Source organism: Chloracidobacterium sp. (assembly GCA_025057975.1).
GTDB lineage: Bacteria > Acidobacteriota > Blastocatellia > Chloracidobacteriales > Chloracidobacteriaceae > Chloracidobacterium.
The window spans coordinates 1-20185 of record JANWUV010000022.1 but is presented as its reverse complement, the minus strand read 5'-3'; the positions used below and the strand labels follow the sequence as shown (position 1 = coordinate 20185).

Here is a 20185-nt window from a genome sequence, read left to right as displayed (position 1 = left end):
GTCGAGGGCGTCACGCTGACGCGGGCAAAGAACTGGTGAATGTCGCTGAACCGATGGTCAATCCGCAGCGCCGGCAGGAACGTGCGTTCGCGTGTGGTGTAGTTGCCCAACAACGTCGTGACGGGCCGGAAACTACCGGTCGCCAGCGGCACCGGCGAAACCACGCCGGGGCTAGTGAGACCCAGCGCCGCCAAGGTCGGAAACACCGCCTGCCCGTTGGTTTGGCGTCCCGTCAAGCCGACGCTCGACCCCTCGCGCGCCAAAAAATAATAGGTGTTCAACGCCTGAAAGCTCGCGTTGGTCAACAGCGCCGTTTGCACCGGCGCGGGCAGCGCTGTGAAAGGCGTCGTCAGCGGAATGCCGGTCGCCTGCGACAAACTACTCAGCGCCGTGGTGAGAAAGGCGGCTTGCTGCGGCGTCACCAACGCCGTCTGCCCGCCAATCGGCACGAAAAGACCAGCCGGCAGGTTGGACAACCCCAAGTTCGGTGAAGTCGCCAGCAGCGCCGGCGGCGTGAAGGTCGTAAAGCCGAACCCGTTCCGCCCGGTGATGTTGAAGCCCGTTCCGTTGAGCGTCTGCGCTTCAAACGACAGGAAGAAAAACGTCTTGTTTTTGACGATGGGGCCGCCGAGCGTAAAACCGCCCTGAAAGCGCGTTTCCGGGTAGTCCCGCACGCCGGCGAAGGCGTTGTTGGCCGAGTAGGCTTGGTCGCGCAAGAAGGCGAAAAGGTTGCCGCGCAAGTCGTTGCCGCCGCCCTTGGAGACGATGTTGATGACGGCCGAGGAGGCGCGTCCGAACTCTGGCGCGTAGCTGTTGGTCAGGATTTGGAACTCTTGGACGGCTTCCTGCGAGACAGTCGCCCGGACGCCGTTGACACCAGCGTCGGTGGCGTCCGCGCCGTCGACCGAGACATTGTTGGCGCGGGCGCGCTGCCCGCCGAAGTTGAGGCCCGACGTCGGCGCGACGCCCAGCTTCGGCTGGTTGTCGCGCGTCGTGGTCGAGGTCAGGAGCGTGAACCCGACATAGTTGCGACTGCTGGTCGGCAAATTGTTGATGGCGCGCTGGTTGATGGTTTCGGCGACCGACGTGCGCGAACTTTCAATCACCTGCGTTTCAGCCGTGACGACAACTTCCTCCGTAGTCTCGCCGACCCGCAAGGTGAAATCGAGCTGCGCCGCTGCGCCAATCGTCAGCGTGACGTTGCGGTTGACGGCGCGGGCGAAGCCAGCCGCTTCGACGCTAATCTCATAGGAGCCAGGCGGTAAGGCGATGAATTGATAGACGCCGTCATCGTTTGTCGTCGCTTCACGGGTGAACCTGGTACGCTCCTCGCGCGCCGTCACCTTGGCGCCAGCAATGACTTTACCGCTATCGTCGCTGACGATGCCGCGCAGGTCAGCTGCGTTCACCTGAGATTGGGCGAACGTCGTCGTTGGAACAAGCACCGAAGGTATCATCAATGAACATGCGCCAAGACATACACTCAACAGCCCACGGCGCAGGTGATACAGCAGCATGGACGTGACTCCTTTTTCCATAGATTGCTCGATGGCGTCCGGGTGGACGCCGCTGGTGAGGTTTTTACGGGTGGACATTCAACGGCTACAGAGCGCGACCACGGCCGCCGCCCGGCAACGCTCAACGCCTACGCCGCAAAGACACTTTCCGAGGGAAATGAGATGAACGCCCAGCTTTCTAGCATGTTGCTCAAGTCCAGCGCAAGCGTGCGTCATGCGCGTCAACCCATCGCTGGACAGTATTTTGCAGCGCGTTATCGCAGCTGGACGATGTGGTTTTTGGGTTTCCTCGGCGGTATCGCCGCGTTCAACGGGCTGCTTCTGTCGCCTTACGCTGCGCCGCCGCTCTGGGCGGCACAGACGCCCGAACCGGTCCTTGGAACCACTGCCTATGGTTTTTCCACTACCGCGCCGCCGGTGCGCGCCGCCGACATTGAAGCGCGGGTGCGCGAAGCGTATCGGCAAAACCGCGAGGTGGACGACGTAGCGGCGGAGATTGATCAACGCGGCATCAACTTTGAGATGACGGAAGCCTTCGGACGCAAAATGCGTTTCTTGCGGGCCGCACAGGTTGAAAGCGCCCTGTGGCGGGCTGACGAACGCCGTCGGGCTGTCGTCGCGCGACCACAGCGTCCGGCGGCGTTGCCGGCGGACGACCCCAACGTCCCCCTTTACCGCGAAGAGCAACCGTTCATTGAGCAAGTGCGCGCTGTCACCAAGGCGTATGTGTCGAGCCTGCCTGACTTTACCGCCCGCCAGCGCGTCCAGCGGTACTACCGCGTCGGCGGCGCGCCTTGGCGACTGGGTGACTACCTCGAAATCGCCGTCGCCTATTCGGCGGAAAAAGGCGAAAGGCTCGAACTCAAACTCCACAACGGCGTTTCCACCGTGTTAGGTCTAGAAGAAGTCGGCGGGCTGACCTCGACCGGACAGTTCGCTGGTCTGCTCAAGTCGCTCTTCGACGACGAATCACAAACCCAGTTCCGTGACGCTGGAACAGCCGACTTCTACGGGCGCATCTGCCGTGTGTTTGCCTACATGGTCGAGACGGCCCACTCGCGCCAGAGCATTCAGGTCGGCAAAGCGCGCACCATTGCAGGCTACCGGGGGCGGCTGCTAGTTGAGCCAGAAACGCGCCGCATCGTTCGGCTGGAATCCGAGTGCATTGATCTGCCGCGTGATTTTCCCGTTTCGGAAGCCGTCTCGGTTGTTGAGTTCGGCTGGGTCACCATTGGTGACAACGATTATCTCATGCCGGTCGCGGCACGGGTGGCGCTGACCGACCGCAAGGAGGGCATCGTTTCGCTCAACTGCATCACCTTCCAGAAGTACGGCAAGTTCGAGACAACCGTCGTGGTGGAGTGAGAACACGAGGGCTTCTCGACTATTCGGCGTGCACTAGGGCTTTTTGTTCCTTTTCGAAGCCACTTTCGGCGGCAGGCGGTGGGCTACACAGCACCCCTGAACCGGCTAAGTTGTGACGTCAAGCAGTGGGTGAAGCGGCAGGGAACACTTGCCGTTCCTGACCTGCGCCGGCTTGCAATGGCTTCCCACGTCGCCGGATGCCGCCCGATGATTCGGATCGGACGCTTGCTTTGTTCAAGTGCGCGTTTGTCCCTCGCCAAATACGACAAATTTCTGCGTCGTCAACTCCCGCGCGCCCATCGGGCCAAACGCATGAAGTTTCGTCGTGCTGATGCCAATCTCTGCACCAAGACCAAGTTGTTGACCGTCGGCAAAGCGCGTCGAGGCGTTGACGACAACGGTTGACGAACCAACGTCGCGGATGAAGCGCATGGCTGTGGTGTAATCACGGGTGATGATGGCGTCAGTGTGGTTGGAACCGTAAGTCCGAATGTGAGCGACGGCCTCGGCGTAATCGGCGACCACCTTGACGGCGAGAATGTTGTCCAAGAATTCACACCCGAAGTCAGATGGCTGCGCCGCAATGATTTTCTCCGAAGCAAAACCGCGTTCGCACAGCGCCCGCTGCGTCTGCTCACAAACCCGCAACTCGACGCCGGCCGCAACCAGCGCCTGAACCACCGGCAACAAACAACGGTCAACGGCGGCCGTGTGTACCAACAGCGTTTCTGTCGCATTGCAGGTCGCCGGCCGCTGCGCCTTGGCGTTGACCACCACCGGTACGGCGATGTCCGGGTCGGCGGCGGCGTCAAGATAGGTGTGACAAACGCCCTCAAAATGCTTGATAACCGGAATTCGTGAGTGTTCGGCGACAAAGCGAATCAGTTCCTTGCCCCCACGCGGGATGACCACATCAATAAGGTCGTCCAGTTTCAGGAGTTCGCCAATGACGGCGCGCTCCAGCGTTGGAATGACAGTAATGAGCGCCGCCGGCAGCCCAAACCGCTCCAGTACGTCGCCCATCAGCCGCCCCAACGCCTGATTGGAATGAAACGCCTCCGAGCCGCCGCGCAACACAACCGCGTTGCCCGCTTTGAGACACAACGCGGCGGCGTCCACCGTCACGTTCGGACGCGACTCGTAAATGATGGCGATGACGCCCAGCGGAATGCGCATTCGCCCCACCAACAAACCGTTTGGCCGCCGCCGGAGTTCGCTGATTTCACCCACCGGGTCAGGCTGGGCAGCAATCTCGCGCAGGCCGTCCACCATGGCGTCTAGGACCTTGTCGGTCAACGCCAGCCGGTCGCGCAGCGGCGCAGCTAGCCCAGCCTGCTCCGCCGCCGCAAGGTCTTTAGCATTGGCGGCTTGTAGTTCAGCGCGGCGCGTATGGATAGCGTCCGCCATGGCGAGAAGCGCCTGCGCTTTCGTATGGCCATCCAGCCCGGCGGCGATGCAGGCGGCATCCTTGGCGGCGGCGACGTGTCGGCGTAGGTCAAACATAACAGGCGTCAAATCAGAAGGCGCAGCGTGCGTAAGTCAGCGCGCGGTTCGTCGAACGAACATGAACCGTACGACCGGCAAAACTCCCGCCGTGCGGTGGCAATCTCCTCCGTCGTCAGGGTTTGACAGTGCCAAGCGACGCCGGCGTCCGTGAACTGAAAATTAGCAGCGTCTTCTTCAGCCAGGACGCGCTCGACATTATCTGGCGACATCCCATGCCAAGCAAAAGCTGCCGCCAGAAACACGTTGAGAAAGCCGTGCATGACGCTGCGCGGACTGTTGGTGTCGTAGGTCAGTGGATGAACAGCGCGGATGGGATGGTGCAGCCCAGCCGTGGCTTTGAACGGTACGCGCCAGTCGGCGGCGCGAATAATGAAACTCGTCACAGTTTCCAGCGACGGGAAAGCGTCGGGCGTAATGCCACCTGTACGGATTTTGGCGCCCGCTCCCAGTTCGCGCAATGTCGCCCACAGCACTTCGCGCTCGTCCAGCGGATTCAACTCAATGAACACCATCGTCGGTTGCCAGCGTTCAACCAACCGCCGCACCACTGCCGGATCGTTGGCTTTAGCTTCGACGGCAATGATGTGCAGGTCAGGCGGCGGAGCGTCTTCCAAGCCGACCAGCAGGCTGACAGGCAGAGCGGACGGCGACAGACCGGCCGCCTGCAACACCGACCGAAAGAGAACAACCTGATGCGCCGGAAGGACGAAAGCGCCGAGCATCCAAGCGTCCGCTGTTGAGCGGTAGCGCTGGTAGTTGTGAACCGCCGCCGCCAACTCTACGGCGGCCGGTGGGAACAACCCCGCGTAGTCAATGATGTGCGACAGGAGCGCATGCAGCGAAGCGGTCGTCATAACGAACACCCGGCGAGGGAGTGTAGGGGGGCGAAGTATTTCGGTTGACGACGCGGCGTGCAAAAGCGGCGGTCTGCGCCAACGTCCGCCGGCCTTCCGGGATTAGTCGGCAAAAAATTGGCCACACATGCGGCAGGTCGGCTTCAATGTGCAACTCAACTGGGACGCCGGCCGCCTGCGCCCGTTCAGCTAAACGGCGGGCGTCGTCCAGCAGAACTTCACTTGAACTGGCAAAGACCTGCAACGGCGGCAGTCCCGTCAAATCGGCGTAGAGCGGCGACACCAGCGGATGATCGGGCGGCGTGTCCCCAGCGTAAATCCTTCCGGCCATGCGAATACCCGCGCCGTGAAACATCACGTCGCGTTCAGTATTGGTTTCGAGCGTTTCACCCGTGCCGGCTAAATCCGTCCAGGGGGAGTACAGCGTCGCGCCGGCCGGCAAGGGTATTCCAAGTTCGCGCAATCGAACCAAGGTGGACAGCGCCAGTCCGCCGCCGGCCGAGTCCCCAGCTATCAGCAGTCGTTGCGGTGAAACGCCCTGCGTTTCAAGCAACCATCGGTAGGCGGCTACAGCGTCGTCGAGCGCCGCCGGGAAGCGATGCTCCGGCGCCAAGCGGTAATCCAGCGCAAAGACGCGCCCGCGCAACAACGTCGCCAGCGTGACCGTAATCGGGCGGTGCGTCAGCGGCGAACAGGCGATGTAACCGCCGCCGTGCAGATACAACACCGTCACCGGCGGATGGTCGGTTTTCCACGCAAGCCATTCGCCGCGTACGGCGTCGCCGTCCAGCGTGGCGAACGACACGGCGCGAACCTGTAAACCGTCGGGAATCGTCGGCAACGCATAGCCGGGCATGCGGCCGAGCTTTTGGCGCGCTTGACGGACAATGCGCCCTTCGTCATCGTCGGGTGACGGCTTGCGTTTGATCTTGAAGGCAATGAAGCGCGACAACGCCGCCGACTGCCAGCTTGCCATACTCGTTCAACGCTCCTCTATGTTGGTACGCGCACTAGGCGTTCGCCGCTGAATGCGCCTGCAACGATACTTGATTTGCGGCGCTGGGTGAATTTACGCTGCTTGGCCAGCTGGCAAAAAGAGCGGCGATCCGACCGGTTGCTCATGGGTCAAACAGTGCAGCGTCCCGCGGCCCCACACTAAATCCACGGCATGGATGCCGCACACTTCACGGTCAGGAAAGCACTCGCTCAAGATGCCCAGCGCCACGCGGTCGTTGGGGTCGTTGAAGGTCGGGACGAGAACAAGCTCGTTGGCGATGTAAAAATTGGCGTAACTAGCCGGCAGCCGTTGCCCGTCGAACGTCAGTGAGCGCGGCATCGGCAGGCGGATGACGTCCGGGCGCGAGCCGTCGGGCAGGCGAAAATCCTGCGCGCGCTCGTGATTCTCCTTGAGCGCCGCGTAGTTGGCGTCGCTTGGATTGCATTCATCGCACAGTACAATGGTCGTCGGATTGACGAACCGCGCCAGATCGTCCACATGACCGTGCGTGTCGTCGCCGACGATACCCCTTCCTAGCCACCAGACCGTTGTAACGCCCAGGGTATTGCGGAGGACGGTCTCGATTTCAAGCCGGGATAGATGCGGATTTCGGGGCTGAACTTCGGCGTCGAGCAGGCATTCTTCGGTCGTCATCACGACGCCCTGACCGTTGACGTCAATCGCTCCTCCCTCCAGCACAACAGGCCGTCCGCTGGCATGGGGAAGATACACTCGGCAGCCGAGTTGCTTGGCCAACCGCAGCGCCAGTTCATCGTCAAGCCGGAAATCGGGATATTTGGCCCAACCGTTGAAGCGGAACTTGCAAATCGCCAGCTCACGGGTTTTGTTCTCTTCGCGCACGATAAAAATCGGCCCGGCGTCGCGCAGCCAGCCGCGATTGATGGGTTGGCGGAAGAACCGTACGCGCTCCAAGTTCGCGTTGACCCGCCGCAGCACCGTCCAGGCGCGCGTCTGAACAGCGGCGTTGTGGACGACTACGTTCACCATCTGGCGGTCGGCTAACTTGCGAATGATTTCCCCGTACGCCCATTGCACAGCATGCAACTTGCCGGGGTAGTCCGAGCGGTTGTGTGGAAAAGCCAGCCACGTGGCGCTTTGCGGCTCCCATTCAGCCGGATGCCGAAAGCCCAGCGCGGCCGGGGTGGCGTCAAGAAGGTGCATGGTTGGTTGAAGCGTCTCCATTCGGATGGCGGCGTCGGCGTTCGCAGAGATGGACGCCGACAGTTGTGATGTCGCCGCGTTGTTGTACGCCGTCGGCATGGCTCGTCAGGGCAGGCTCAAGTGCGGCTTGCCGCTACACCGCCGGTTTCGGCCGCCCACCGAACAAAAAGTTGAGAGCGGGCGAACCCTAATCAAGGAAGCGGCGCGTCAGCCCGTCGTAGGCGTCAATCCGCCGGTCACGCAGAAAGGGCCAGTTGCGGCGTACGTCTTCAAGCCGCGCCGGGTTGATTTCGGCCAGCAAGACGGTTTCGGCGTCGGTTGGCGCTTCGGCGACAATGACGCCCTGCGGATCAGCGACAAAGGAACTGCCCCAGAATTCCAAGCCCCCTTCATCATCAATCGGCGACGGCTCGAAGCCGATGCGGTTAACGGCGGCGACGTACAGCCCGTTGGCGATGGCGTGACCGCGCTGGACAGTGCGCCAGGCGTCGCGCTGCGCCGCCCCGTAGTTTTCCTTCTCGTAGGGATGCCAACCAATCGCCGTTGGGTAAAACAACACCGTTGCGCCGCGTAGCGCCGCCAGCCGCGCGCCTTCGGGAAACCACTGATCCCAGCAAATCAGCGACGCAATGCGCCCATAGGGCGTGTCAAACGCGACAACCCCCAAATCGCCCGGCGTAAAGTAGAACTTCTCGTAGTAAGCCGGGTCGTCGGGAATATGCATTTTGCGATAGAGGCCGCGCATCTGCCCGTGGTCGTCCACCAACGCCACGCTGTTGTGATAGAGGCCCGGCGCACGGCGCTCAAAAAACGGCACGATGAGATAGGTTCGGGTCTCACGCGCAAGGGTCTGCATGGTGCGCAGCGTTGGACTGTCGTCTAGTGGCTCGGCGCGGTCAAACAACCCCGGATCCTCGGTCTGACAGAAATATAGTGATTGAAACAGTTCGGGCAGGCAGACAACCTGTGCGCCTTGCCGGGCGGCCTCGCGGACGAAATGAGCAGCGCGGTCAAGGTTTTCCGTACGGTCGGCGACGCACCGCATTTGAATAAGGCCGATGGTAAACGTCGGTGATGTCATAAGCGAGGGGGTGAATGTGGATGAAGCCAATGCGGGCTGCGCATAGCTTGGCGCAAGCGCTCGGTTTTTATGCCACAAGGCGCAGGCGGCCGCCATCAGGCGCGAGCCGGTCGGCGACGCCGGTCTCTCAGTCGCAGGGGTGTTACGGCGCATTCGTCGCAGCCGATGCCGGTTCGGCGTCGCCGTTTTTGACCGTTGCGCGGCCGGCTTCTCCGGCCAAGCGAAAGGCGTAGGCGGCAATGGGCGGCCCGATGGTTTCAAAAACCGCCACAGCGCCCAGCACAACGGCCGCCACGTCGGCGGCGCGATCTGGCAAGAGTTCGGTGGTGGCGCGTGTCAGCCCAATCGCCAGCCCGGCCATGGGAATCAACAGCAAACCGCGCGCGACAGCCTGCGGCAGCGGCGTCTGTACGGCGGCGGCCACGGCGACGACGCCGCCGACCTTCGCCAAACTGCGGGCGGCGACCAGCAACAAAACAACCGGCGCGAGGACAACCAACTCGTGGAGGTGCAGGTTGGCGCCGGCGGACACAAACAACACGATGAAAAACAGCTCAAACGACTCGCCGAACTGAATCTGCGACAGCAACGCTTCCTGTTCGAGATTCCTGACGACCATCCCTAAAACAAGCGGCGCAAACAGCGTCGAGAGGTTGAGCGCACCGGCTAATCCCGTCGTCAACATCACGCCGCCGATGACAAAGGCCAACCGGTATTGCCCCGCTTCGCGGGTGCAGTGCGTTAGCGCGTACAGGAGGACGCCGACGCCGCTTCCTAAAGCCAGTGAACCGAAGAAGCGGTAGGTCGGCAACAACAGAATGTCGCTCCAACCCCTACCGGTGGAAAACTGAACCAGCGGCAACAGGGCGGAAAACGCTGCAAAAGAAATGAAGTTGTTAGCGGCTACGAGGGTTTTAGTGGTCTCGGTGACCTCCCCGGCGGCCTTGACTTCGTGGGCGACGTGCAGGAGCACCGCCGGGGACGACGATATGACAATCGCGCCGACCAGCGCCGCGATGGCGAGTGGAAAACCAACCAGCCACAACACCCCGGACACGACGATGAGCGTCAACACGCTTTCCGCCAGCCCGGCGACGGCCAAGGTCGGACGTTCTCCGAGCAATGCGATGTTGAACGACAAGCCGAGCCGGTACAGGATGAGTCCCAGCGCAATGTCCACCAGAATCCGCGCTTCCGCCAGCGTCGCCGCATCCAACAGTGTCAGTCCGCTGGGACCGAACAACAACCCAACGAGCATGAAACCGGTAATGCTTGGCAGCCACGGCAACCGATGCGCCAAGTACCCGCCAAGCGCCCCTAAGATGAGAAGCAGCCCAAAAATCGTCGTCGTGTTGAAGGCTGGGGGCCAAGTCGGTAAGAACACCATTGTGGTTTAGACCTCAATCCCAGGTCCGGCGTCACCTGCTCAGCATAGTCAAGCCTTTTGAGCGGAGACGCGGATTTTTATTGCTTTCGACCGAATGGGAGCCAAGAATATGCGCTCGCCCAACCAACGCTTGTTGCAGACGCCTGACAGCTAACAATGCCGCATCCTGTCGTTGACGCTATTCGGAACGGAGCTGCGCCACGGGCGGCTAAACTGGCGGCGGCTAACGGGTTGCTGCCGCTTGCGCCGGACGACGCGCTGGCGGTGTTCGCCTACTTGGCGATGGACAGCGATGAGGAAATTCGTACGGCGGCGCGCGCGTCGGTTCACAAACTCAACCCGGCGGTGGTGCTACCGATTGCACAGGATGACCGCACCGATCCAACCGTGCTTGCCCTGTTGTGCGTCAGCGACGTTGACCCCGCTGTCACTGAGGCTGTGCTGCTCAATCGCGCGACGCCGGACGCCGCCGTTGAGGAACTGGCGCTCAAGACAACCAACGCAAGTGTGATTGAGGCACTGACCATCAACCAACAGCGGCTGATTCGCTGTCCGGGGTTAATCGAGGCGATTCTGCATAATCCGCACCGGACGCCGGAAGCCGAGCGCCGCGCACGCGAAGTCAAGGCGGAGTTTCTGGAAAAGGAGTTTGGGCGACGGCAGGTCGCTGGCGAGCGCGCAACAGCTGCTCCTCCGTTGAAGTCGGCGGCCGAGCTTGTCCCGGAAGCCTTCGCAGAAGCGACTTCCTCTGCTGCGCCTGTGACCCCCACGCCGCCAGCGCCTGCCCCTGCACCGCCAGCATCCACTCCTGCTGCACCCACGCCTGCCGCTCCGCTATCTGAGACGCCGACGACGAAGCCGATCAAGCTGTCCAAATCGCCGCCGGTCGCTATGATTCAGCAGGGCAAAGCGCCGCGTCCGGCGAAGTTGATGGTCGCGCAGGGTAAGTTGCCGCTTGCCCCAGACGACTTACTGTTTGCTCAAGTCCTGCTAACAGCTGATCCCGACGCCGAAATTGCAGAAGCGGCCAAGGCGTCGTTGGCGACGTTGGATTTTGAGCGGCTTCAACCGCTGGTGCAAAATCCAGAGACTCCGGAGGAAGTGCTGCACTACCTGTTGTTGCATCCCGCCCTGCCGGAACGCTTTGGCGAGCAGTTGCTGGTGCATCCGGCCATGCCGGACGAGGCCGTCTTGGCTTTCACCAAACAAACTACCAGCGGCTACCTGCTTGAAGCCGTCACGATCAACCAGCAACGACTCATTCGCCTACCGGCGTTGTTGGACGCGATTCTGGCGAATCCGGCGAGTACGTTTGAAGCCATCCGGCGGGCGCGCGAAGTCAAGACGGAGTTTTTCGAGAAGGAGCTGGGTGCAGAGCGCATCGCCCGCGAAAAACAGGCCCGCGCCGCCAAGTTCGCCGCCGTCCTCGACTTGCCCCCGATGTCAGAGGAAGACTTTGAGGCGGAGTTTCAATCCGTTCTGGCGGGCTTTGAAGCAGAAGTCGGACAAACGTTTTCGGACGAAGCGCCCAGCGACGCCGACGCCGACGCCGAGTTTGAAGCGATGCTGGCGGCGGTCAAAAGCGAGGAAGGCGTTGATCTCCGCCAGTCCGCCGATCCCGCCACCCAGCAGCGCCTCTCGATTTATCAGGCGTTGGCGCGGATGTCAGTCAAAGAACGGATTTTTGCGGCTCTGAAAGGTGGGCGTGACGTGCGCGCCATTCTCATCCGTGACTCAAACCGAATGGTCAGCACAGCCGTCATCAAGAACCCCCGCATCTCCGAAGCGGAAATTGAGGCCATTGCCAACATCAAGGGCATTAATGAAGACGTACTGCGCTTGATTGCAATGAATCGGGCATGGGTCAGCAACTATACCATCATGCACAATCTGGTGCGCAACGCGCGCTGCCCGCTGAATTTCAGCATGCAGTTCATCAACCGACTGCAAAGCCGGGATCTTGTCAATCTCGCTAAGAACAAGTCCATCCCCGACGCGCTGCGCCAAGCCGCCAACCGGCTAGTGGCGAAGCGGCGAGAAGTTGGGGGGTGACAACGCCGTAGGCACGCAGCGCCCCTGCGCCTACGTGCAATGGACGGATGACGTCGAAGAGGCGCTCCTTCAGTTTTGCACTGCGGCCCGGCGCGCTCGACACCAAACCTACAGCGCTGGCGGTAGCTGCAGCAACCGCTCAGCTACTTCGGCCCAAGGCAGGCTCAGGGTATGGCACGGGGCTTGGAGGTTTTCTAAGACTTGAAAGTCGCCGGACTGCCACCGCAGCAAAGCCAGAAGCGCCGGTTCCCCCTCCAGCCTGTCCAGTGTGGCATGAACGAGCTGCCCGTGCTCAAAATAAAGCCGCCCCTGCGTATGTTCACAGCGCAGTTCAAGCGCCGCCGGACGGCGGGCAAGGCATAGAATCTGGGTCAGGGTGAGGAGATCAAGATCGGCGAGCGTTCCTTGGGTTGGCACGAACTTCGTTGTGGTCTATTCCTTGAGATGGCGGCGAACGCTGAGCACCAACTCCTCAATCTTGAAGGGTTTGGTCAGATGTTGTACCGCGCCGGCCAGGCGGCTTTGTACCTTATCAAAAAAGCTCTCTCGACTGGACAACATCACTACGGGGATGTCGCGCCGCGACTTTTCAGCCCGAATATGTTTGCAGAGTTGGTAGCCGTTCATCCCGCCCGGTAGGGCGACATCCATCACCACCAAGTCAGGCGTTACTTCTTTGAGCTTGGCCAAAGCTTCATAGCCGTCCGCCGCCGTGATGACGCGGTAGCCGCTGCTTTCGAGCGCCTGTGTGATGCTCCGGCGAACGGTGAGACTATCGTCCACGGCGAGGATGACTTTAGCAGTGGGAGATGGCACCGGCGCAACCTTCACCGCTTCCTTGGCTCCAGCCGAGGTAAGCTTTGGCGGCGGTGGCGGGGACGGTTGAACCGCCGGCGGCGCGTTCACGTTCGGATTCACCGGTACCGTCGCGGCGGCGCGTGACGATGCAGAGGGTGACGTTGAGTGGTTGGTTGCTGGGGAGAATGAGGACAAATCACTGACCGTGGGTGGTGTAACTGGTATCGGCGAGGTCACGCGATGTGCGCCCGTCGTGCGCGCTTTGGCCGGTGGCGCCGGCGGAGCGAGCCGTGTCGTGATGGCTGGGGGCTGGTTCTGAAGCAGTCGGATTTTATCCAGCCAGTCTTGAGCTTGGCGATTAGCGGGATTAATCGCTAGCACTTTGGTTAAGCACCACGCAGCGTCCTTCGGCGTCAGCGACAATGACGCCCGCCACATCCAAGCGATCTCACTGTTCGGATCCGCTTCAGTGACTTCGATGAGCAGGCTACGGGCGCGTGCTTTGTTACCCGCCTTGGCTGACTCAATGGCTTGCTGAAGCAGCAACTGTAGTTCGGTGGAGGACATAACGCCTCGCAACCAAGCCTTAGGAAATGAGCGTCAAAACGCCACCCGTACGTGCGTTTTGTGACCAAGGAGCGCCGATCGGTTAGGCCGCCTTGAGCTCGGATTGTACGGCGGCACTGGGGAGAGCGCAACGCGCCGCTTCCACGCTTAGTAGCCTGCCGCTTGTCCGTCCTTACGCGACTCCGATGCGCCGTAATAGACGCCTTGCGCGGCGTCCCAGCGAATCGCTTGATAGCCGCCGTAGTCGCCGACAGCGAAGCCGACGCGGTGACCCGACCGGACAAGTTCCCGCACGACCTCGTATGCGAAACCGGTTTCCAGCGTCACCATGCCGCCGCCGGTCACCCGCTCGCCGGTTGGCTCGGACGAACCCTGATGGTCAATGCGCGGCGCGTCACCGGCTTCTTGGATGTTCATGCCGAAGTCAATGATGTTGATGAGGATCTGGACGTGACCAAGGGGCTGGAAGCCACCGCCCATTACGCCGAAACTTAAAAACGGCTGCCCATCCTTTGTTACGAAAGCTGGAATGATGGTGTGAAAAGGGCGCTTCCCCGGCGCATAGACGTTGGCATGGCCTTCTTCTAGGGCAAACAACTCGCCACGGTTCTGCAGCATAAAACCCAGTCCGTCGGGAACCATTCCCGAACCCATCCCGCGATAGTTACTTTGAATGAGCGACACCATCATGCCGTGGCGGTCGGCGGTCGTCAGGTAGACCGTATCGCCAGCGCGTAGGGAGGGGTCGCCGGCCTCGTAGCGTGTTCCGGCGCGCTGCGGATGAATCAACTTCCGCCGCTCAGCGGCGTACGCTTTGGAAAGCAGCTCCGCCACCGGAACTTTGGCAAACGCCGGGTCGGCGTAAAACTTTGCGCGGTCTTCGTAAGCCAGCTTTTTAGCCTCGACAACGTAGTGAATGTGCTCGCGGCTTCCAAAACCGAACTTGGCTAGATCGTAGCCCTCCAGAATGTTCAGCATCTGGAGCGCGGCCAGTCCCTGACTGTTCGGCGGCAGTTCCCATACGTCGTAGCCACGGTAGTTGGTTGAGATCGGCTCGACCCACTCGGACGTATGCGCGGCAAGGTCTTCACGGTCAAGAAAGCCGCCCTGTCGGGCTATGAAATCAGCGATGACCCCGGCGATTTCGCCCTTGTAAAACACATCGCGGCCGCCAACGGCGATTTTCTCCAGCATCGTCGCCAGTTGGGGGTTGCGAAACAGGTCGCCTTTGCGCGGCGTCCGGCCGCCCGGCGCATACACTTCCCTGACGTTAGGGAACTGCGCCAGCGCTGCCGTGTTGCGCTCCCAGTAGTCGGCGATGAGTTCCGACACCGGAAAGCCCTCACGGGCATAGGCAATTGCCGGCGCGAGCAGGTCCCGCATCGGTAGCGCCCCAAACCGTGCGTGGAGCGCAAACCAGCCATCTACGCAGCCCGGCACAGTGACGGGCAACGGTCCAAAGGACGGGATGCGGGTAAGGCCGCGCCGCCGGAACTCTTCAAGGGTCAAGCGTTTGGGTGACCGGCCGCTTGCATTCAGACCGTACAGGCGCTTGGTTTGCGGATCCCATACAAGAGCGAACAAGTCGCCACCAATGCCACAGCCAGTCGGCTCAACGACGCCCAGCACAGCGTTAGCTGCGATGGCGGCGTCCACAGCCGTCCCACCCCGCTTGAGAATATCCACGGCAACCTGCGTTGCTAGCGGTTGGCTCGTGCAAGCCATGCCGTTACGCGCGATAACTTCCGAGCGCGTGGCGAAGGCGCGCCCTGTGATGCGGTCAGAGGCCGCCAGCCGCCCCATGCTGAAGCTTGCTAACGCTAACCCAAAACTCAAAACCAAAATCCACATGTGTTTCATTGGCGTCAACCCAGAAACTCAGCCCCGCCTCACTAAAGGGCAGGTGAAAATTCGGTTCAGTGAACGGAGTTCACTAGGCCTAGCTAGGTTCGCGTGTTCCCAAGAATGGGTAGAGTATGTAGGCGATCCCTTGTTGCAAAGCAGTGTCAAGCGCCCTAGCGTGTAGTGGTATCCACCGCTTTGCAGGACAGCGCCACATTTTGCGTCGTCAACTCACCGCACCGGCCTTTTTGAGCAAGGTAGATTGTTCTATTTGGAAGCTGGAATGAAATGGGATGCTTTTACTGCTGCTGTAGGTGCAGGAATCGCAACTGAAAATAATACTTTGCTATTCAACTAAATTTTTGGTAGGATTTTTTCAAGATTCGCTTATTATGCCAGACAGGCGAGAAGCCGCGCGTCTCACTACGCAGCGATGAAGGCGGCTAGCTTCACAGATGTTTTCGGCGATCCCATATGGATTGATTCTTCACGTATGTCAAGAAACTACCAACACCACCGCAGGATGGAGAAGGGGGATACAGTGAAGCAATCGAATTTTGCCCAACTAACTCAATAGGGATAGTAGAGCAATCATATATCAGAGTGAGATGAATCATCCGAGAAAAACCGTGTAACGCGACAAGCTGACGAGCGGATGGAGTGTTATGCCAAGCACGCGTGCCGCGGGGGTATGCAGAGCTGGTGGTCGGGACGATACTGGCGGTTGAACACGGACGCAGGCAGTTCAAAAAATCTGGAAGGGCACTTGGTGAAGCTAGGGTGAACAGTAGGCCGATTGAACTAAGACTGATTCCGCGTGAAACGATAGACATCCACCACGGGCTTGGTATGAACCTTGAGATCCCTTCCTGTTGGGCGCAACCGGAGAATTCTATTTCCAGCACCGATGACTTGAGCAATACGCAGCGGTTCGATATCCAGCCGCGCGCCGACAAACACGGTCGCGGCTTCGCTTCAGCGGCGGCAACCCCGGAAACCGGCGTTGCGAGCTTCTTTTTTGGCGGGCATGGCAACAAATTTTGTTGTTTTTTCTGTTTTGACTGTGTAGAATCATACATACCCCGCACGATTTCAGCTCATCTGAAGATTTTTTAGCCCTTTGCATTTAGCAGTCCCCAGCTCTTGCTGGGTACAAATCCACCCACAAAGGAGATTGATCAATATGAAGTTCAAGCCTGGGATGTTCAGTTTCGCCGGTACCGCGCTGTTGGCGGCCATCGGGCTGATAGGTCCGGTCGCGCCAAGCGCAGCCGCCAATGACAAACAAGGTCAAGATGGATACCCTAACGCCAGAGAGTACACTTGCCGGAGATATAACCGGCAGTAAAAAAGAGACTCCCCCGTCAGACACGCCGCAACCCAATTCTGCAAAAGTCAATGTCAATGCCAACATAAACTTAGTGACAACGCTAGCATCGTACCTTCCCACCTCGTCCTGCACGCCAGACTACATCGGTCAGTTTGTGATTGTCGCCAACCTCACTAACGTTGGAACAACGGTATTAGGTAATCCTGAGTTTCAAGTTGTGGAACTCCAGCACGCGAACGGTACACCACCACCAAACCCCTACCGTTTGAAGACGGCGGATGATTACGTGGCCTGCAACACGGGCGGTGTGGTCGGCTCGACACAGCAAGTTGCTCCATCACCTTTCAATTTTAACCCAGGCACAACCATACTTGTTCCCTTCGTTATAGACCTGCCGGGACCGGTGCAGCCGCGTCGTTTTCGGTTTTTCGTAGATGTGTTCGCGGTGTTGGGACCGGTGTCTGACAACGCGCCGGAGCGGAACAAAGGGTTGCCGAAGCGGAAGCTTGGGCAGTTGGCGATTGAGGTGGCGGGGTATGACGCGGCGGGCGAGCCGCAGTTGGCGGTACGGTTTACGCCGGAGCGGAAGCTGCCGGGCGGGCTGCGGGTGGGCGTACAGGGCGTGAAAGGCGCGCTGGTCTGCCGGTAGGCGGTCGGGGCTTGGCCCGGCGGCGAACACAGTCCGGCGTCAATCTTGAACGAGGGACGGCGTAAGCCGTCCCTTCCTGTTTGGTGCCAACCGAGAAGCCGCATTTCCAGCGCCGATGACTTGAGCGATGCGCGGCGGCGCAATCACAGGAGAAACTCTCTGTCGGGTCGCCCTGCCAGACATCAAGCAACAGTCATCAGCTCAACCTCACCAACAGCCGGCGTAGGCAATAGAGACCAAAATCCAAGTGAGTCCGCCGTCGTACGAGGCGTAGAACGCCCAGTAGTATTCGGTACACCCACCGCCATCGCCCCCGCCGATTGGCGTCTGTTGGCATAAATATGGAGTGGTGTGCGTATCTGCGTTCTTTCCGTTGTATCCGTTTCTTCCGTTTGCCCCCGGCTGACCGTGACGCGGACCCGTTATACAGCCGCTCCCTCCGCCGCCCTGTCCGCCAGGGCAAGACAAGGCCTCACTTCCTTCCCCGCCTTGGCCGGGAGCGCCTCGCGTGCCCGCTGTACCCCCCGGACCGCCTAGACCACCCAACCCACCCATCCCGCCGCCAGCGTAGGCATACACTTCAACCGGCGTGTTCGAGGGGTAAGTCACGTATATTGGCTTGGCATTGCCACCGTTGCCACCGTTACCGCCGCGGCCACCATTACCGCCGTTGCCGGCGCACCCGCCGTTGCCCCCATCACCACCGCTGCCGCCATACCCAAAGATGCAGCCACAGGCGAGTCCGCGCCCACCGTTGCCGCCGTTGCCGCCGTTGCCGCCGTTGCCGCCCGGACCTCCAAAACCGCCGGGGCCACCATTGCCGCCGTGGGCTAGAATTTCGATAATGCCACTCTGGTGACATTCAACATTGTAAAAAATGCCATTAGGTCCGCCACACAAGGCGTCTCCGCCCTGCGCACCATCTTGACCATCACCACCGTCCCCCCCGTCTCCTCCATCGGTACCGCTTTGCCCAGTCTTACCGTTTGGGTCGTTCTGACAATTACCATCTGCTCCGTTGGCTCCATCAGATCCGTTTTGTCCCGGTGTTCCGGGAACCCCCGCTCCGCCCGCAGCTCCCGCCGAACCGCTACAATCCACCTGATGATCTTGCCTGACGCCATTTTGCCCTTGCTCCGCCAGCCACTCCTTGTAACCCTGTCCGCTTGCGTCAAACACCACCCGGCCCGCTCTTGTCTCCGTAAACCGAATGGGCTCGGCATTGAACAGATAAAAGGGATGCTTCATCCGAATCACCCACTCCTTGCCTTCCACCACCACGCTCCGCGCAATCACAATTGTTTCTTCCGTCACCTCGACCCGTTCCGGTACTATCACCGTATCCGCCACATACACCCCGCTGGCTTGACCGCCCAGCCGCGCCATAGACCTAAAGTGTGACGTTGCGACTAACTCGTTTCTTAGAACGTGATACCAGTAATTGGGCTGAAGCAAGAGATAGGGTTTGGATGTCACGCCTTCACGCTGAAGACGGGCGGCAGCTTTTTGAAAGAGAACCGCCTGATGTGCTTGGACGGCGCGGTAGCTCATCGGTCCGTCATTTTTTTCAAACTCAGCGACTTCATCCTTGGTAGGAGCAAGCCTTTGCTCGCTCTGGCGGCGCAAAACAGCGATGTATTTAGGTTCTGGGGCTGTTTCGGGCGCGGACTGAGCAGCCGGCACGGCGCGCGGCGCTTGCCCAACCGCTAGGCTTTGTGCAAAGCAAAGGACAAAGATGAAGATGAGATTGCAAACGGTGTAACGTCGCGCGCAGGATGGCGTGCCGGTCTGTGACATGGCTGAAATCTCCAAACAGCTAGAGTACCAACACTTGCAACAACACTATCACGAAAAAAAAACGCACAAGCGCGATTTCATAGCAGACGCCAAGCCGGCATGACTCCGGCGCGCAGTGTCAGTAGAGACTGCGGGCGCATAACCGGTTACTTCGCTATGCCTTCTCGGAAAAACACTCTTGCGTTTTCCAAGAGAACGTAGCGAGTTAGCCTGCCATTTGGAGTGCGGCGGCGTTCCGCCGCACTCCAAACCGTTGACGCGATTCAACCAGGGCATCACTGTACCTTCTCGGAGCTTGCTGCAGATTCACCTTCTGTATTTGAAAAACAGATCGTGGACTGACTGGACTGAATAGGCGCGACCGGATCAGACATGTCCATCCGCCTTGCCGTTCCCGTCCGGCGTCAAGCAAATTGGCCGCGCGTGGCCGCCGACCTCGGCGCGCGCGACGTTTCTAGTTCCCTCTTTGGCACGCCTCGCATGCCCTCCATCGCTTCCATTCTTGACGCGGCGGTACGTTTTGAACCGTTGTCGCCACGCGCGGCGCTTCACCTGCTCACGACAACCGACCCGGCGGCGCGGCGCGACATCGGGGCTGCAGCCGACGAGTGCAGGCGGGCGCTCATTGGCGATACGGCGACCTACGTCGTCAACCTCAACCTCAACTTCACGAACATTTGCGCGTTGCACTGTACGTTCTGCGCCTTCCGCCGCGAAGCGGAGGCGCGCGACGCCTACGCCCACGCGGTTGAAGCGGTCGTCGCCAAGGTCGTCCGGTATCGGGCGCAGTACGCCATCACGGAAGTCACCATTCAGGGCGGCCTCAATCCGGCGCTGCCCGTCGGCTACTACTTTGACCTGCTGCGCGAACTCAAACGTGCCTGCCCCGATGTACACCTGCACGCCTACTCGCCGCAGGAAGTTGACTTCATCCAACAACGCAGCGGTTGGTCGCTCGGTCGCGTTTTTGACGAACTGCGCGCCGCCGGACAGGGGACGCTCTGCGGGACGGCGGCGGAAATCCTCGTCGAGCCGACGCGCCGGAAAATTTGCCCAGAAAAGATTTCAACCGCGCGCTGGCTGGAGATTGTCCGCGCGGCCCACCGCGCCGGGACGCGCTCGACCGCCACGATGATGTTCGGTCATATTGAGTCGCCCGCCGACCGCATAACGCACCTGCACCGTCTGCGGACGCTTCAGCGCGAAACCGGCGGCTTCACGGAATTCATCCCGCTGCCGTTCATCGCGGCGAAGTCGCCGC

16 protein-coding genes are annotated in these 20185 nt (G+C 60.5%); 5 read left to right on the top strand and 11 right to left on the bottom strand.

What is annotated here, in order from left to right; translation table 11 throughout:
- A partial coding sequence (locus tag NZ585_14585) for a carboxypeptidase-like regulatory domain-containing protein (GenBank protein MCS7081261.1) occupies nucleotides 1-1595 on the bottom strand: 1595 nt, incomplete at its 3' end.
- A gap of 84 nt (nucleotides 1596-1679) precedes the next feature.
- Here NZ585_14585 and NZ585_14580 point away from each other — a divergent pair.
- Nucleotides 1680-2882 (top strand): hypothetical protein, encoded by a 1203-nt coding sequence (locus NZ585_14580; protein ID MCS7081260.1) that lies wholly within the window; start codon nucleotides 1680-1682, stop codon nucleotides 2880-2882.
- A gap of 234 nt (nucleotides 2883-3116) precedes the next feature.
- Here NZ585_14580 and NZ585_14575 read toward each other — a convergent pair whose 3' ends face one another.
- The 6 genes from NZ585_14575 to NZ585_14550 form a co-directional block, all read right to left on the bottom strand.
- Nucleotides 3117-4385 (bottom strand): glutamate-5-semialdehyde dehydrogenase, encoded by a 1269-nt coding sequence (locus NZ585_14575; GenBank protein ID MCS7081259.1) that lies wholly within the window; start codon nucleotides 4383-4385, stop codon nucleotides 3117-3119.
- 8 nt (nucleotides 4386-4393) lie between these two features.
- Entirely contained in the window at nucleotides 4394-5242 is an 849-nt protein-coding gene (locus NZ585_14570) for a hypothetical protein (GenBank protein MCS7081258.1), read from the bottom strand.
- Nucleotides 5199-6218, bottom strand: coding sequence for an alpha/beta hydrolase (locus tag NZ585_14565; GenBank protein MCS7081257.1), 1020 nt, complete (start codon nucleotides 6216-6218; stop codon nucleotides 5199-5201). The genes NZ585_14570 and NZ585_14565 overlap by 44 nt, the downstream gene beginning before the upstream one ends.
- Nucleotides 6219-6311: 93 nt before the next feature.
- The gene (locus tag NZ585_14560) at nucleotides 6312-7421 is read right to left on the bottom strand and encodes an agmatine deiminase family protein (protein ID MCS7081256.1); all 1110 of its coding nucleotides are present in this window, start codon (nucleotides 7419-7421) and stop codon (nucleotides 6312-6314) included.
- A 187-nt stretch (nucleotides 7422-7608) separates the two neighbouring features.
- On the bottom strand, nucleotides 7609-8502 hold the full coding sequence (locus NZ585_14555; protein MCS7081255.1) for a carbon-nitrogen hydrolase: 894 nt from the start codon (nucleotides 8500-8502) through the stop codon (nucleotides 7609-7611).
- A 142-nt stretch (nucleotides 8503-8644) separates the two neighbouring features.
- Nucleotides 8645-9889, bottom strand: coding sequence for a cation:proton antiporter (locus tag NZ585_14550; protein ID MCS7081254.1), 1245 nt, complete (start codon nucleotides 9887-9889; stop codon nucleotides 8645-8647).
- A gap of 156 nt (nucleotides 9890-10045) precedes the next feature.
- On the opposite strand from NZ585_14550, the gene NZ585_14545 reads away from it, so the two are divergent.
- A complete protein-coding gene (locus NZ585_14545; protein ID MCS7081253.1) occupies nucleotides 10046-11941 on the top strand; it encodes a hypothetical protein in 1896 nt (631 codons plus the stop codon).
- A 108-nt stretch (nucleotides 11942-12049) separates the two neighbouring features.
- Here NZ585_14545 and NZ585_14540 read toward each other — a convergent pair whose 3' ends face one another.
- The 3 genes from NZ585_14540 to ggt all read right to left on the bottom strand — a co-directional run bounded on the left by NZ585_14540 (nucleotide 12050) and on the right by ggt (nucleotide 15166).
- A complete protein-coding gene (locus NZ585_14540) occupies nucleotides 12050-12358 on the bottom strand; it encodes a DUF4388 domain-containing protein (protein MCS7081252.1) in 309 nt (102 codons plus the stop codon).
- Between the two features lie 15 nt (nucleotides 12359-12373).
- Nucleotides 12374-13306, bottom strand: a complete 933-nt coding sequence (locus NZ585_14535; protein MCS7081251.1) for a response regulator — start codon at nucleotides 13304-13306, stop codon at nucleotides 12374-12376.
- Between the two features lie 147 nt (nucleotides 13307-13453).
- Complete coding sequence (gene ggt / locus NZ585_14530; GenBank protein ID MCS7081250.1) at nucleotides 13454-15166, bottom strand: gamma-glutamyltransferase; 1713 nt, start codon at nucleotides 15164-15166, stop codon at nucleotides 13454-13456.
- Nucleotides 15167-15997: 831 nt separating this feature from the next.
- On the opposite strand from ggt, the gene NZ585_14525 reads away from it, so the two are divergent.
- Nucleotides 15998-16264: a hypothetical protein gene (locus NZ585_14525; GenBank protein MCS7081249.1), complete on the top strand. Its 267-nt coding sequence runs from the start codon at nucleotides 15998-16000 to the stop codon at nucleotides 16262-16264.
- Between the two features lie 305 nt (nucleotides 16265-16569).
- Nucleotides 16570-17127 carry a hypothetical protein gene (locus NZ585_14520; protein MCS7081248.1) on the top strand — a complete coding sequence of 186 codons (558 nt, stop codon included), beginning with the start codon at nucleotides 16570-16572 and terminating at the stop codon, nucleotides 17125-17127.
- A 207-nt stretch (nucleotides 17128-17334) separates the two neighbouring features.
- Here NZ585_14520 and NZ585_14515 read toward each other — a convergent pair whose 3' ends face one another.
- Nucleotides 17335-18924: a hypothetical protein gene (locus NZ585_14515; GenBank protein ID MCS7081247.1), complete on the bottom strand. Its 1590-nt coding sequence runs from the start codon at nucleotides 18922-18924 to the stop codon at nucleotides 17335-17337.
- Between the two features lie 480 nt (nucleotides 18925-19404).
- Between NZ585_14515 and NZ585_14510 the strand changes: the two genes are divergently transcribed.
- The coding region (locus tag NZ585_14510; protein ID MCS7081246.1) for a radical SAM protein at nucleotides 19405-20185 on the top strand (781 nt) is incomplete at its 3' end.

What these genes read in the sequence shown, in the direction of transcription:
- NZ585_14580 (MCS7081260.1), top strand. Translation starts at nt 1,680, where the DNA reads ATGAACGCCCAGCTTTCTAGCATGTTGCTCAAGTCCAGCGCAAGCGTG.
- NZ585_14575 (MCS7081259.1), bottom strand. Translation starts at nt 4,385, where the DNA reads ATGTTTGACCTACGCCGACACGTCGCCGCCGCCAAGGATGCCGCCTGC.
- NZ585_14570 (MCS7081258.1), bottom strand. Translation starts at nt 5,242, where the DNA reads ATGACGACCGCTTCGCTGCATGCGCTCCTGTCGCACATCATTGACTAC.
- NZ585_14565 (MCS7081257.1), bottom strand. Translation starts at nt 6,218, where the DNA reads ATGGCAAGCTGGCAGTCGGCGGCGTTGTCGCGCTTCATTGCCTTCAAG.
- NZ585_14560 (MCS7081256.1), bottom strand. Translation starts at nt 7,421, where the DNA reads ATGCACCTTCTTGACGCCACCCCGGCCGCGCTGGGCTTTCGGCATCCG.
- NZ585_14555 (MCS7081255.1), bottom strand. Translation starts at nt 8,502, where the DNA reads ATGACATCACCGACGTTTACCATCGGCCTTATTCAAATGCGGTGCGTC.
- NZ585_14550 (MCS7081254.1), bottom strand. Translation starts at nt 9,889, where the DNA reads ATGGTGTTCTTACCGACTTGGCCCCCAGCCTTCAACACGACGACGATT.
- NZ585_14545 (MCS7081253.1), top strand. Translation starts at nt 10,046, where the DNA reads ATGCCGCATCCTGTCGTTGACGCTATTCGGAACGGAGCTGCGCCACGG.
- NZ585_14535 (MCS7081251.1), bottom strand. Translation starts at nt 13,306, where the DNA reads ATGTCCTCCACCGAACTACAGTTGCTGCTTCAGCAAGCCATTGAGTCA.
- ggt (MCS7081250.1), bottom strand. Translation starts at nt 15,166, where the DNA reads ATGAAACACATGTGGATTTTGGTTTTGAGTTTTGGGTTAGCGTTAGCA.
- NZ585_14525 (MCS7081249.1), top strand. Translation starts at nt 15,998, where the DNA reads ATGAACCTTGAGATCCCTTCCTGTTGGGCGCAACCGGAGAATTCTATT.
- NZ585_14515 (MCS7081247.1), bottom strand. Translation starts at nt 18,924, where the DNA reads ATGTCACAGACCGGCACGCCATCCTGCGCGCGACGTTACACCGTTTGC.